At 68.2% G+C, this 13,089-nt stretch carries 11 protein-coding genes; 6 read left to right on the top strand and 5 right to left on the bottom strand.

Annotation, left to right across the window (positions count from 1 at the left end; translation table 11 throughout):
* Positions 1-13: 13 nt before the first annotated feature.
* The gene (locus OCQ_RS24150; RefSeq protein WP_158020471.1) at positions 14-1,327 is read right to left on the bottom strand and encodes a porin PorA family protein; all 1,314 of its coding nucleotides are present in this window, start codon (positions 1,325-1,327) and stop codon (positions 14-16) included.
* A 119-nt stretch (positions 1,328-1,446) separates the two neighbouring features.
* Here OCQ_RS24150 and OCQ_RS24145 point away from each other — a divergent pair, with 119 nt between their 5' ends.
* Both OCQ_RS24145 and OCQ_RS27250 read left to right on the top strand, forming a co-directional pair.
* Positions 1,447-2,682 carry an acyltransferase family protein gene (locus OCQ_RS24145; RefSeq protein ID WP_085977587.1) on the top strand — a complete coding sequence of 412 codons (1,236 nt, stop codon included), beginning with the start codon at positions 1,447-1,449 and terminating at the stop codon, positions 2,680-2,682.
* 148 nt (positions 2,683-2,830) lie between these two features.
* Positions 2,831-2,959 (top strand): hypothetical protein, encoded by a 129-nt coding sequence (locus tag OCQ_RS27250; RefSeq protein ID WP_009957638.1) that lies wholly within the window; start codon positions 2,831-2,833, stop codon positions 2,957-2,959.
* Between the two features lie 32 nt (positions 2,960-2,991).
* Here the strand turns inward: OCQ_RS27250 and OCQ_RS24140 are convergent, their stop codons facing one another.
* The 3 genes from OCQ_RS24140 to OCQ_RS24130 form a co-directional block, all read right to left on the bottom strand.
* Positions 2,992-4,014 (bottom strand): methyltransferase, encoded by a 1,023-nt coding sequence (locus OCQ_RS24140; protein ID WP_014381408.1) that lies wholly within the window; start codon positions 4,012-4,014, stop codon positions 2,992-2,994.
* Between the two features lie 192 nt (positions 4,015-4,206).
* Complete coding sequence (locus tag OCQ_RS24135) at positions 4,207-5,688, bottom strand: AMP-binding protein (protein ID WP_009957639.1); 1,482 nt, start codon at positions 5,686-5,688, stop codon at positions 4,207-4,209.
* Entirely contained in the window at positions 5,681-6,661 is a 981-nt protein-coding gene (locus OCQ_RS24130; RefSeq protein WP_009957640.1) for a phosphotriesterase family protein, read from the bottom strand. The genes OCQ_RS24135 and OCQ_RS24130 overlap by 8 nt, the downstream gene beginning before the upstream one ends.
* Before the next feature lie 196 nt (positions 6,662-6,857).
* On the opposite strand from OCQ_RS24130, the gene OCQ_RS24125 reads away from it, so the two are divergent.
* From OCQ_RS24125 to OCQ_RS24110, 4 genes are all read left to right on the top strand, one after another.
* Complete coding sequence (locus OCQ_RS24125; RefSeq protein WP_009957641.1) at positions 6,858-7,793, top strand: DUF5996 family protein; 936 nt, start codon at positions 6,858-6,860, stop codon at positions 7,791-7,793.
* A gap of 248 nt (positions 7,794-8,041) precedes the next feature.
* Positions 8,042-9,751 (top strand): acyl-CoA dehydrogenase, encoded by a 1,710-nt coding sequence (locus tag OCQ_RS24120; RefSeq protein WP_009957642.1) that lies wholly within the window; start codon positions 8,042-8,044, stop codon positions 9,749-9,751.
* Between the two features lie 244 nt (positions 9,752-9,995).
* Positions 9,996-10,682: a TetR/AcrR family transcriptional regulator gene (locus OCQ_RS24115; protein WP_014385994.1), complete on the top strand. Its 687-nt coding sequence runs from the start codon at positions 9,996-9,998 to the stop codon at positions 10,680-10,682.
* Entirely contained in the window at positions 10,679-11,620 is a 942-nt protein-coding gene (locus OCQ_RS24110) for a R2-like ligand-binding oxidase (protein ID WP_014385993.1), read from the top strand. The genes OCQ_RS24115 and OCQ_RS24110 overlap by 4 nt, the downstream gene beginning before the upstream one ends.
* 4 nt (positions 11,621-11,624) lie before the next feature.
* Here OCQ_RS24110 and OCQ_RS24105 read toward each other — a convergent pair whose 3' ends face one another.
* Positions 11,625-13,043, bottom strand: a complete 1,419-nt coding sequence (locus OCQ_RS24105) for an NADP-dependent succinic semialdehyde dehydrogenase (RefSeq protein ID WP_026071133.1) — start codon at positions 13,041-13,043, stop codon at positions 11,625-11,627.
* Positions 13,044-13,089: the final 46 nt, after the last annotated feature.

The following is a 13,089-nucleotide window of genomic DNA, read 5'->3' as shown; positions in this document are numbered from 1 at the left end:
CATCCGGGCCGGGCTATTCGCGGTCGTGCGGGCCGGGCGGGTTGGACTCGGTGGGGCCCGCCTCGGTGGGCTCGTCCGGGCCGGACGGTCCGGGGGCCCCAGGCGAGCCGGCCGAGCCGGGCGGATCCCCACCGGACTCCTGGCGCAGATCGGGACGCTGGGTGGGCAGCTTCTCCGTCTCGGCCTCGGCCCCGGGCACCGGCTCCTCGAGGCCGCTGCGGCCGAAGAAGTCCTGATCGCCGCGATCCAGGCCGGGGTCGGTCAGCGCGCTCTCGCTGCGCAGGCTGAACGAGGCGAGCAGCCCCCCGCCGACCAGCGCGATCAGCCCGACCGCGGTGAACGTGATGGGCAGCACCCGCGACCACAGCGCCAGCCGGTCGCGCTCGTCGCGGGCGGCGTTGACCTGGGATTCGACGGTGTCCTCGTTCGAGGTGACCTTGTAGTCGGCCAGCGTGAGCTCCGGCTTGAGCGGGTCCCGGGCGAAGTAGTGGTCGGCGTGCACGGTCTGCTTGACGATGGTGCCCGACACCGGGTCCACCCAGAACGTGCGCTGCGCCGCGTAGTAGCGGGTCATGGTGATCTGTTCGTTCGGATCGCCGCCCTGGACGCCCCACATCGACGCCGACGTGGTCTGCTTGGCGTCCTCGTTGCCGGCCAGCAGCGACGGGTACGCCACCGGGGCCACCAGCTTGCCGTCGGCGTTGTAGCCGACGTTCTGGGTGAACTTGTAGGTGGTCAGCCCGTTGACGTCTTCCTCGGTGTCGTAGTTGACGTCGAACGGCTTCTGGGCGATCGGATCGAAGTAGGGATAGGTCTTCTTCTCGGTGTGGAACGGAAACCGGTACGACAGCCCGTCGTGCCGCAGGGGCATCGCCGTGGGCGGGTTCTCGTCGTTCACGGCGCGCGGCTTCTGGACCGAGCCGCCGGTGTGGGTGTCGTCGGAGACGGCCAGCGCGGTCTTGCGGTTGAGCGTGACGGTGTCGACGATTGCCAGCAGCAGCCCGCTGTCCTTCTGCTTGTCCGTGCGCCGCAACGAACTTCCGACCTGCAGGGTGACCACGTCGGCGTTGGCGGGCGACTCGACGCTGATCTGCTGCTGGGAGACCAGCGGCACGTTCTGGTTGACGACGACGTGGTCGGTGGACAACGACGCGGAGTCCAGCGCCGTCCCGGTGCCGTCGCCGACCAGCGTGGCGTCGAGGTCCAGGGGGACCTTGGTGATCCTGCTGGTGGTGTACGTCGACAACAGCAGCGCGGCGATCAGCAGGGCGGCTCCGAGTCCGATGATCCCGCATGCGGCGAACCGCAACATGACTGCTCGGTTCACGTCGCTGTGCCCTCCTCATGTCCTTGCATTTCTCAGCCGCGACCCGACCCGAGCGAGCAGCCCGGGGCAAACTCGTTTGACCCTAACAGCAGAAAGTAAGGCGGCGGCTTACGAACCTGATGCTCGCGCGGGCGGGTCCTTCGGGTGTACCCATTCGCCGGGCAACCCAGCACGGGCACACTGTGGTGGTGAGCGACGACCAGCGGGTGGGCGGGGTGCGCAGCTTCCTGCCGGCGGTGGAAGGGATGCGCGCCTGCGCGGCGATGGGCGTGGTGGTCACCCACGTCGCCTTCCAGACCGGGCACTCCAGCGGCGCCTCCGGCCGGCTGTTCGGCCGGTTCGACCTCGCCGTCGCGGTGTTCTTCGCGCTGTCGGGTTTCTTGCTGTGGCGCGGACACGCCGGGGCGGCAAGGGATCTGGGACCCCGCCCCCGCACCGGCCACTACCTGCGGTCCAGGGTCGTGCGCATCATGCCCGCTTACCTGGTGGCGGTCGTGGTGATCCTGACGCTGCTGCCCGACGCCGACCACGCCAGCCCGACGGTGTGGCTGGCCAACCTGACGCTCACCCAGATCTATGTGCCGCTCACGCTGACCGGCGGGCTGACCCAGATGTGGAGCCTGTCCGTCGAGGTCAGCTTCTATCTGGCGCTGCCGGTGCTCGCGCTGCTGGCCCGCCGGCTCCCGGTGCGCGCGCGGGTGCCAGCGATCGCCGCGCTGGGGGCGCTGAGCTGGGCGTGGGGCTGGGTGCCGGGCCACGCGGCCGAGGGCGTCAACCCGCTCAACTGGCCGCCGGCGTTCTTCTCCTGGTTCGCCGCCGGCATGCTGCTGGCCGAGTGGGTCCACAGCGGCGTCGGGTTCCCGCACCGCATCGCGCGTCACCGCCTGGTGATGGCCGTCGTCGCGGCGGCGGCCTACCTGGTCGCGGCCTCGCCGCTGGCCGGGCCGGAGGGTCTGGTGCCCGGCAAGCCCGCGCAGTTCGCGGTGAAGACCGCGATGGGCGCGCTGGTGGCCTTCGCGTTGGTCGCGCCGCTGGTGCTGGACCGGCCGGACACGCCGCACCGGCTCTTGGGGACCACCGCCATGGTCACCCTGGGCCGCTGGTCCTACGGCCTGTTCATCTGGCACCTGGCCGCGCTGGCCATGGTGTTTCCGGTCGTCGGGACGTTTCCGTTCACCGGCAACATGCCGACGGTGTTGGTGCTGACCCTGGTCTTCGGGTTCGCGATCGCCGCCGTCAGCTACGCGCTGGTGGAGTCGCCCTGCCGAGAAGCCTTGCGGCGCTGGGAGAAACGCGAGCGACCCGCAGATTCCGCGCAGGCCGTCGATGCGGAGGCGGACGCGATCGCGCCCTAGCCGCTGCGGTCCGTCTATCGTTTCCAGCGCGTCAGCGCCAACCGAAGGGCAGGTTCACCGGCGCTGACAGGCTGATACGTTCGTCGGGGTGCGCACGAGATTCGACTTCGACTTGACAACGGCATCGCCTCATGGGGTCGTCGAACTCATGACCGATTTCTCGCCCAACCGACCGCACCGCTGGCCGGCATTGTCGGCCAAGGCGTTCGAGGTGTATCACGTCGGCGCGACCGAGGCCGATGTCCGCGAGGGCCAAGACTTTCCGGTGTCCACCTAGACGTCTGCTGGTGCTATTGGCATGACATACCGCTAGCTGGGCACGGCTTCGATGACGCAGAGCGGCCCTGCCGTCTGCACCACGCGCTGCAGCCGGAAGCCGCCCTGCCGGAGTAGGTCGGTCCACTGCGTGAGGCTGCGTTCCAGTGCGCCCGCCATTACCAGCATCTCCATATCGGCGTAGTGGCCGAGGAATTCGCGGTCGTGATCGGGGACGACCATCTCCAGCAGCAGCAGCGTCGCGCCCGGAGGGGCCGCGGCTTTGACGGTGCCCAGGATCGCGACGGCCTTGTCATCGGGCCAGTCGTGGATGACGTTCTTCATCACATAGGCGTCAGCGGCCGGCACGCTTTCGAAGAACGACCCGCCCGTCACGGTGACTCGGTCGGCGACACCGTGCCCGGTCAACACCGGTGGCGCCCCCTCGACCGCCTCGGGGAGGTCGAACAGCACGCCGCGGGCATCGGGGGCGGCGGCGAGAATCGACGAGAGTAGCCGGCCGTGGCCGCCACCGATGTCGGCGATGACACCGAATTGGGTGAAGTCGTAGGCCGCGACCACCGCCGCCTCCAGCACCGACGACGTGGAGGTCATGGCGCTGTTGAAGATCTCCGCGAACTCGGGGTCGTCGCGGAGATAGTCGAAGAAGTCCTTACCGAACACTTTCGGGGGGTTCGGCTCTCCGGTGCGCACCGCGTCGGCCAGCCGCGTCCAGTTCGCCCGGTGCTGCGGCGAACCGAAAAGCAGGGCGGCCCCACGCGTCGAGACCGGCGAATCGGTGCGCAAGGTGTCGGCCAGCGCGTTCAGTGCGAAACGGCCGTCGCGGCGCCTGCGAAACACGCCGCGGCTGATCAGCAACCGCATCAGCCGCGCCACGCTGTCCGGGTCGGCCCCGATGCGCCCCGCCAGTTCCTCCTTGGTCAGCGGGCCCGCGGCCAGCTCGTCGGCGATACCCAGCTGCGCGGATGCCGAGATGGCCTGCGACAGAAAGGCGCCGAAGATGATGTCGATGACCGCGATCGGCGGGGGAGCCAGGCGCAGGTATAGCCGCCCCACATGATGACGGACTCGTTCGACCGCGCGAGCCACCCGGGCGGGCGGCAGTTTCGGGGTCGATGACGGTGACTTAGGCGGCATCGTTCTCCATTACCCGGTGATGACAGGACTCGACAAGTATCACTTCTTGCTCTCGAGCGCCCCCCGCCGCCTCATATCGAGTGGCTTGCCGCCGATTTCGAAGGTGTCGGGTCAGCCGGCTTCCGCGGTCTGGAGCCGCTGCAGGATCCGGTCCCGCACCGCCGAGCGGCGGGCCTTGCCGGCGTCGTCACGCAACGGGGTGTTGACGAGTTCGATGAAGTCGGGGCTGGGTGGAACCTTGTACGCCGCCAGGTGTTCGCGCAGGAACGCCTGCACGCCAACGGAATCCAGGGTGGAGCCGTCGGCCGTGTGCACCAGGGCGTAGGGCACCTGGCCCAGGTCCCCGTGCGGAACTCCGACGACCAGACACGACAACACGTCCGGGTGCGCCGACAGCGCGTTCTCGATTTCGGCGGGGTAGACGTTGCGGCCGCCGACGGTGAACATGTCGACCCGCCGGTCCGACAGGTACAGGAAGCCGTCGTCGTCGAAATACCCGAGGTCGCCCAGCGAGTCCCAGCCGTCGCGGCTTTTCGCCGTGGCGCCGACGTAGCGGTAGGTGGGCGCGCTGTCTGGCCCGGGCCGCATGTAGATCTCGCCGACCACGCCGGGCGGGCACGGGTTGCCGTCGTCGTCGAGCACCTTCATCTCGCCGGCGACGACCACGCCCACCGAACCCCGGTGCGCCAGCCACTGGTCGCCGGAGATGAAGGTCAGCGCCTGTAATTCGGTGCCGCCGTAGAGTTCCCACACTTTCTCCGGGCCCAGCAGGTCGATCCAGGCCTGCTTGATGGCCGGCGGGCACGGCGCCCCCAGGTGCCAGAACCGTCGCAGCGACGACAGGTCGTACGAGGCGGGGTCGGCGTGATAGACCGGCAGCGTCCGCTGCATGATCGTCGGCACCGTCGTCAGGAACGTGACGCGATGATCGGTGATCAGCCGGAGGAACTGAACCGGATCGAACCGGCTCATCAGCACCAGGTGATGGCGCATCAGCAGGGCGATGGTGGCGGTGGTGAAGCCCGTGTTGTGGCTCAGCGGCACCGGCACCAGCGTGGTGTCGCCCTCCTGGGCGCCCAGCGGGTAGCCGATCAGCGGCGGTATCCGGCTGTCGCCGCCGGATTCGATCAGCTTGGGCCGCCCGGTGCTGCCGCCGGATCCCATCGCCTTCCACACCGGCGACACCGCCTCGGGCAGCGCGCCGTCCGGCAGCGCCGGATCGGGCACGAAACCCGCTGGCACGCAGGGGAATTCGACATGATCGCGCCCCACCAACAAGGCCGGTGGCCGCAATTCGAGCAGGCCCGCCAACTCCGCGTCGGGCAGCCGAGCCGACAGCGGCTGGGGCACCGCGCCCAGCTTCCAGCAGGCCACGGCGGCCTGGATCCACTCGATCGAGTTCGGCAGCACCATGGTCACGTAGTCGCCGACGCCCACGCCCCGCTCTGCGTAGGCCCGGGCCAACCTATTCGTCGAGCGGTCGAGCTCGGCCCGGGTCAGGGTCACCCCGTCACAGGTGACGGCGGGCTCGTCGGGGGCGAGTTGGGCTAGCTGCGAAATCTGGGTGCCGATCGGCGGGACCGGCTCACTCATAGCCACCCTGACGCTCGAAGATGCGGCGCGGATTGTCGACCAGCATGGTGTGCAGCTGCTCGTCGGTGACGCCGCGCTCCTTGAGCGCGGGGATGACGTCGTTGTGGATGTGCAGGTAATGCCAGTTCGGGGCCATCTGCGGCACCAGCTCTTCGGGGAGCGCGTCGAAGTAGCAGTTGGCGTCGTGGGAGAGCACCATCCTGTCGGCGTGCCCACGCTCGCACATCTCCGCCACGATCCGCACCCGCTCCTCGAACGGCGAGATCACGTCGAGGCCGAACCGATCCATGCCGAGGTAGGAGCCGGCGGAGATCAACTCCTCGAGGTAGCCGATGTCGGTGCTGTCGCCGGAATGGCCGATCACCACCCGGGTCAGGTCGACGCCCTCCTCCTCGAAGATGCGTTGCTGCTCGAGGCCGCGTCGCAGTCCGGCGTGGGTGTGCGTGGAGATCGGCACCCCGGTGCGTTTGTGCGCCTGGGCGACGGCGCGCAGCACCCGCTCGACGCCGGGGGTGATGCCGGGCTCGTCGGTGGCGCACTTGAGGATTCCGGCCTTGATGCCGGTGTCGGCGATGCCCTGCTCGATGTCGCGGACGAACATCTCGGTCATGATCTCCGGGCCGCCCAGCAATCCGCCGGGGCCCTCGTAGTGGAACCGGAACGGCACGTCGTTGTAGGTGTAAAGCCCGGTCGCCACAACGATATTCAGCTCGGTGGCCGCCGCGACGCGGGCGATCCGCGGGATGTACCGGCCCAAACCGATCACCGTGAGGTCGACGATGGTGTCCACGCCGCGGGCCTTGAGCTCGTTGAGCCTGTCGATGGCGTCGGCCACCCGCCGTTCTTCGTCGCCCCAGGCTTCGGGATAGTTCTCGGCGATCTCGGTGGTCATGATGAACACGTGCTCATGCATGAGCGTGACGCCGAGGTCGCTGGTATCAATCGGTCCACGTGCGGTATTCAGTCGCGACACGCATCCGATGCTAGAGCTCCGGCCGCCTGAATTCGACGGGTTCGAGGACCTTACCTCCGCGCATCGCTCGTGCACCGGCCGTACCAGTGGATATGACGCATCGGATGACCGCAGAAACGTGCGGCACGTTCCCGTTCTGGTAGCGGGCAGCTGCGGCGGGTACCCGCGAACTGAGCCGCATACAAGGGGAGCCGACATGGACGCCGCAACCGGGACCGATCGATGGCCGTCGCTACGGGTCGACGACTGGACTCCGACTCGCGAAACGCTGCACATGTGGACCCAGATCGTCGGCAAGGTCCGCATGGTGCGCACGCCGATGGTCAACCACTGGTGGCAGGTGACGCTGTACGTGAGCCCGCGCGGATTGACCACGGGCGCGATACCCCACGAAACCGGGGTGTTTGACATAGAATTCGACGTCATCGACGCCGTGCTGCGGATTCGTCACAGCGACGGGCGACAAGTCTCGGTGCCGTTGACGGCCAAACCGGTGGCGCAGTTCTACGACGAAACCATGTCGGCCCTGGACGATTTGGGGGTCGCGACACGCATCAGCGCCAGCCCCAACGAGGTGGATCCGGCCATCCGGTTCGCCGAGGACCATCAGCACGCCTCCTATGATTCCGACGCCGCGCGCTTGTTCTGGCGGCAACTCCTGCAGGCGCACCGGGTGATGAGCCAGTTTCGCGCATCGTTCATCGGCAAGGTCAGCCCGGTGCATTTCTTCTGGGGGGCAATGGATCTGGCGTGTACACGGTTTTCCGGGAGGCCGGCGCCCAAACATCCCGGCGGCGCACCGAACTGCGGCGACTGGGTGATGGTCGAGGGTTATTCGCACGAATTGAGCAGCTGCGGCTTCTGGCCCGGCGGCGGTGAGGAAGGCGCTTTCTACTCCTACGCCTACCCGCAACCGGACGGCTACGCCGACTACCCGATAGCGCCCGCTGCGGCGCATTTCAGTGCAGACCACGGTGAATTCGTCCTGCCCTACGAGGCGGTGCGCATTGCCGAGGATCCCGACGGGGATTTACTGCAGTTCCTGCAAACGACTTACGCGGCCGCCGCGGACCTCGGCCGCTGGGATCGCGGCGCCTTGGAGGCCGATCCCGACCGGTGGCAAAAGCCGTGAGCACCACGCCGATCGCGGACTATGCCCTGCTCTCGGATCGTCATACCGCTGCGCTGGTCAGCCGCGGCGGGTCGGTCGACCGGCTGTGCATGCCGCGATTCGACTCACCGTCAGTGTTTCGGGCGCCTGCTCGACGATGACGCCGGGTGCCGCCGGCTCGACGGCCTCCTGCGCACAAGTGCCCCGACGGGCGCGCCGTTGCAGTACCGTCACCCTCGTCTGCGTCGAGAACCGCTGGGAGTCCCGCCATGTTGCTCAACCCCAATCACCTGCAACGCCAGTACCCGGACCGCCGCTCGGCGGAGATCATGGCCGCCACGGTCGACTTCTTCGAGTCCCGGGGCAAGGCGCGGTTGAAGTCTGACGACCACGAAAGGGTCTGGTACTCCGAGTTTTTGGACCACATCGGTCGGGAGCGCATCTTCGCGTCGCTGCTGACGCCGTCGGCCTACGGTGCCCCCGACTGCCGCTGGGACACCTACCGGATCAGCGCGTTCGCCGAGATCGTCGGCTTCTACGGGCTCAACTACTGGTACCCCTTCCAGGTCACCGCCCTGGGTTTGGGCCCGATCTGGATGAGCGCCAACTCCGACGCCAAGCGCAAGGCCGCCGGGTTGCTCGAGGCCGGCGAGGTGTTCGCGTTCGGCCTGTCGGAGCAGACGCACGGCGCCGACGTCTACCAGACCGACATGAACCTGACGCCCTCCGGCGGGGGCTGGGTCGCCAATGGGGAGAAGTACTACATCGGCAACGCCAACGTGGCCCGGATGGTCTCCACCTTCGGCAAGTTCGCCGGCGCCTCGAAGAACGACGCCGAGTACGTGTTCTTCGCCGCCGACTCCCAGCACGAGCGCTATCAGCTGATCAAGAACGTGGTGAACTCGCAGAACTACGTCGCCAATTACGCGCTGCGCGACTACCCGGTGACCGAGGCCGACATCCTGCACCGCGGCCCCGAGGCGTTCCACGCCGCGCTCAACACCGTCAACGTCTGCAAGTACAACCTCGGATGGGGCGCGGTCGGCATGTGTACCCACGCGATGTACGAGGCGGTCACCCACGCGTCCAATCGCATCCTGTATGGGACCGTCGTCACCGACTTCACGCATGTGCGGCGGCTGCTCACCGACGCGTATGCGCGGCTGGTCGCGATGCGGCTGGTCGCCACCCGCGCCTGCGACTACATGCGCAGCGCGTCAACCGACGACCGCCGCTACCTGCTGTACAGCCCGCTCACCAAGGCCAAGATCACCAGCGAGGGCGAGCGCGTCATCACCGCGCTGTGGGACGTCATCGCCGCCAAGGGCGTCGAGAAGGACACCATCTTCGAGGCCATGGCCCGCGAAATCGGCCTGCTGCCCCGGCTGGAGGGCACCGTCCACATCAACATCGGGCTGCTGGGCAAGTTCATGCCCAACTTCCTGTTCGCCCCCAACGACGCGCTGCCGTCGATCGGCCGCCGGGATGACGCCGCCGACGACACCTTCCTGTTCGCGCAGGGCCCGACGGGCGGCCTGGGCAAGGTGCGCTTCCACGACTGGCGCGCGCCGTTCGAGAGCTTCGGCCACCTGCCCAACGTCGCGCTGCTGCGCTCGCAGGTCGACGTGCTGGCCGAGATGCTGGCCAGCGCCACCCCGGATGCCGCGCAGCAGAAGGACATCGACTTCGCGTTCGCCGTCGGTCAGCTGTTCGCCACGGTGCCCTACGCCCAGCTCATCTTGGAGGAGGCCGGGCTCTCGGGTGTCGACGAGGGATTGCTCGACGAGATCTTCGCCGTGCTGGTCCGCGACTTCAACGCCTACGCCGTGGAGCTGAGCGACAAGCCCGCGACGACGGACGCCCAGGCGCGCTACGCGATGCGGATGATCCGTCGCCCCGTCCACGACCCGTCGCGGTACGCGCAGATCTGGAAGGAGCACGTCCTTCCGCTCAGTGGCGCCTACCAGATGCGCCCCTAGGTTCGTTGCCTTCGGCACCCGGGCGTGACTGTGCCGTCACGCCCGGCGCCGGACGTGACTCTGCCGTCACCGTCGGCAAGCAAACCCCCGCCTGAAGTTCGCTCACCGAGCCCCCGGCCGGGCGGGCGTTGGGATTCGAGCGCCCAGGCCGCCGGGCACTCGGCGAGGCGGCTGGACCCGACCCCTTGACTGTGACGCAGGTCACCGTAATATGACCAGTGGTCATCGAAGCGAGGAGCCAGCATTGCCGACGGTCACCTGGGCGCGCGTCGACCCCGCTCGTCGCGCCGCGATCATCGAAGCCGCGGAGGCGGAATTCGGGGCGCACGGCTTCTCCCGTGGCAGCCTCAACGTCATCGCGCGCCGAGCGGGCGTCGCCAAGGGCAGCCTGTTCCAGTACTTCGCCGACAAGCGCGACCTGTACGCATTCATCGCCGACATCGCCAGCCAGCGGGTGCGGGCCTACATGGAGGGCCGCATCCGCGAACTCGACCCGAGCCGGCCCTTCTTCGAGTTTCTGACCGACTGGCTCGACACCTGGGTGGCCTACTTTGCCGACCACCCGCACGAGCGCGCGCTGCACGCCGCGGCGACCCTCGAAGTCGACACCGAGGCCCGCGTCAGCGTGCAGAACGTCATCCACCGCCACTACCTGGAAGTGATGCGCCCGCTGGTCCGCGACGCGCACGTGCGCGGCGACCTGCGCGCCGAGTCGGACACCGACGCGCTGTTGTCGTTGCTGCTGTTGATCTTTCCGCACCTGGCGCTGGCGCCCTACATGCGCGGGCTGGACCCGATCCTCGGGCTCGACGAGCCCACCCCCGAGCAGCCGGCGCTGGCCGTGCGCCGGCTCGTCGGCGTGCTGGCCGCGGCATTCTCGGCGGACTCCTCCGTCAACTCAGCCCCCCAACGATCTGAGGAGGTCTCATGAATCGAACCCGAATCGCCTCGATGGCCGAGGGCGGTCTCAACTGGGATAGCTTGCCGCTCAAGCTGTTTGCGGGCGGCAACGCGAAATTCTGGAATCCGGCCGACATCGACTTCTCCCGCGACCGGGAGGACTGGGAACGCCTCACCGAGGACGAACGCAGCTATGCGACGCGGTTGTGCGCCGAGTTCATCGCCGGCGAGGAATCGGTGACCCAGGACATCCAGCCGTTCATGGCCGCGATGCGGGCCGAAGGCCGGCTGGGTGACGAGATGTACCTGACGCAGTTCGCCTTCGAGGAAGCCAAGCACGTCCAGGTGTTCCGCATGTGGCTCGACGCCGTCGGCATCACCGAGGACCTGCACTACTTCCTCGACGACGTCCCGACCTACCGCACCATCTTCTACGAGGAACTGCCGGCGTGTCTGAACGCGCTGACGCTCGATCGGTCGCCGGCCGCCCAGGTGCGGGCGTCGGTGACCTACAACCACATGGTCGAAGGCATGCTGGCGCTGACCGGCTACTTCGGCTGGCACAAGATCTGCGTGGAACGCGGCATCCTGCCCGGCATGCAGGAGCTGGTCCGGCGGATCGGCGACGACGAGCGCCGCCACATGGCGTGGGGCACCTTCACCTGCCGTCGCCACGTGGCCGCCGACGACGCCAACTGGGGCGTCTTCGAAACGCGCATGAACGAACTCATGCCCCTCGGGCTGCGGCTGATCGAGGAGGGCTTCGCCCTCTACGACCCGATGCCGTTCGGCCTGTCCGTCGACGAGTTCATGCAGTACGCCTCCGACAAGGGGATGCGGCGGTTCGGCACCATCTCCAGCGCCCGCGGCCGGCCGCTCGGCGAGATCGACCTGGACTACTCGCCGCTGCAGCTCGAGGACACGTTCGCCGACGAGGACGAAAAGGCGCTGGCGGGCGCGTCGGCCTAGCAGCTCACTCGACCTTGTCGTCGCCCGACGAGGAGCCGCTTTCGGATTCGCCGACCCAGACGGTCTTGGCGTTGACGAACGCGCGGATGCCCAGGCCCGCGAGTTCGCGTCCGTAGCCGGACCGTTTGACGCCGCCGAACCCCAGCTCGGGGTAGGACACCGTCATCCCGTTGATGAAGACCTGGCCGGCCTCGATGTCGTCGATGAAGCGCTGCTGCTCGGCCTCGTCGTTGGTCCAGGCGTTGGACCCCAGGCCGAACGTGGTGGCGTTGGCGATCTCGATGGCCTCGTCGATGTCGGCCGCCCGGTACATCGACGCGACGGGCCCGAACACCTCCTCGGTGTAGAGGGCCATGTCCTTGGTGATGTCGGTGACCACCGTGGGCGGGTAGAACCACCCCGGCCCGTCGATGGGCTTGCCGCCGAGGCGGATGGTGGCGCCCGCGGCGGCGGCGTCGTCGACCTGCTTGGCGATCTCGTCGCGGCCGGACTCGGTGGCCAGCGGGCCCACGTCGGTGTCGGGGTCGGTCGGGTCGCCGACGGTGAGCGCCTGCATGCGCTCGGTGAACTTGTCGACGAACGCGTCGTAGATGTCGGTGTGGACGATGAACCGCTTTGCGGCGATGCAGGATTGGCCGTTGTTCTGCACCCGTGCGGTGACCGCGGTCTTGGCGGCCTCGTCCAGGTCCGCCGAGGGCATCACGATGAACGGGTCGCTGCCGCCGAGCTCGAGCACGGTCGGCTTGATCTCGTCGCCGGCGATGGCCGCCACCGATTGGCCGGCCGGCTCGCTACCGGTCAGGGTGGCCGCCGCGACGCGCGGGTCGCGCAGGATGCGCTCGACGGCGCCCGAGGAGACCAGCAGGGTCTGGAAGCAGCCCTCGGGGAAGCCCCCGCGGGTGATGACGTCGGAAAGGTACAGCGCGCTCTGGGGGACGTTCGAGGCGTGCTTGAGGATCCCGACGTTGCCGGCCATCAGCGCCGGGGCGGCGAACCGCACGGCCTGCCACAGCGGGAAGTTCCAGGGCATCACCGCCAGCACGACGCCGAGCGGTTGGTAGCGGATGTAGGCCTTCTTCGCGCCCACCGCCTTGGCGTCGGCCGGCTCGTCGGCGAGCAGCTGCTCGGCGTGCTCGGCGTAGTACCGAAAACCCTTGGCGCACTTCAACACCTCGGCCTTGGCCGATTTCAGGGTCTTGCCCATCTCCAGCGTCATCATGGCGGCGACGTCGTCGGCCTCCGCTTCCAGCAGGTCGGCGGTGGCGTTTGCCCACCCCGCGCGCTGGGCAAACGTGGTGTTGTGGCGGTAGTCGAGGAAGCGTTCGTAGGCACGGGCGATCGCGGCATCGACTTCTTGATCGGTGGCCGGGGTGAAGGTCTTCACCGTCTCGCCGGTAGCCGGGTTAATGGTGGCGATGGGCACCTGGCCCTCCTTCATCGGATGAGTAGCTGAAAAGTCCAACACCCAC

This window comes from Mycobacterium paraintracellulare (assembly GCF_000276825.1).
Taxonomy (GTDB): Bacteria; Actinomycetota; Actinomycetes; order Mycobacteriales; family Mycobacteriaceae; genus Mycobacterium; species Mycobacterium intracellulare.
This window is presented reverse-complemented; position numbering and strand designations above follow the sequence as displayed.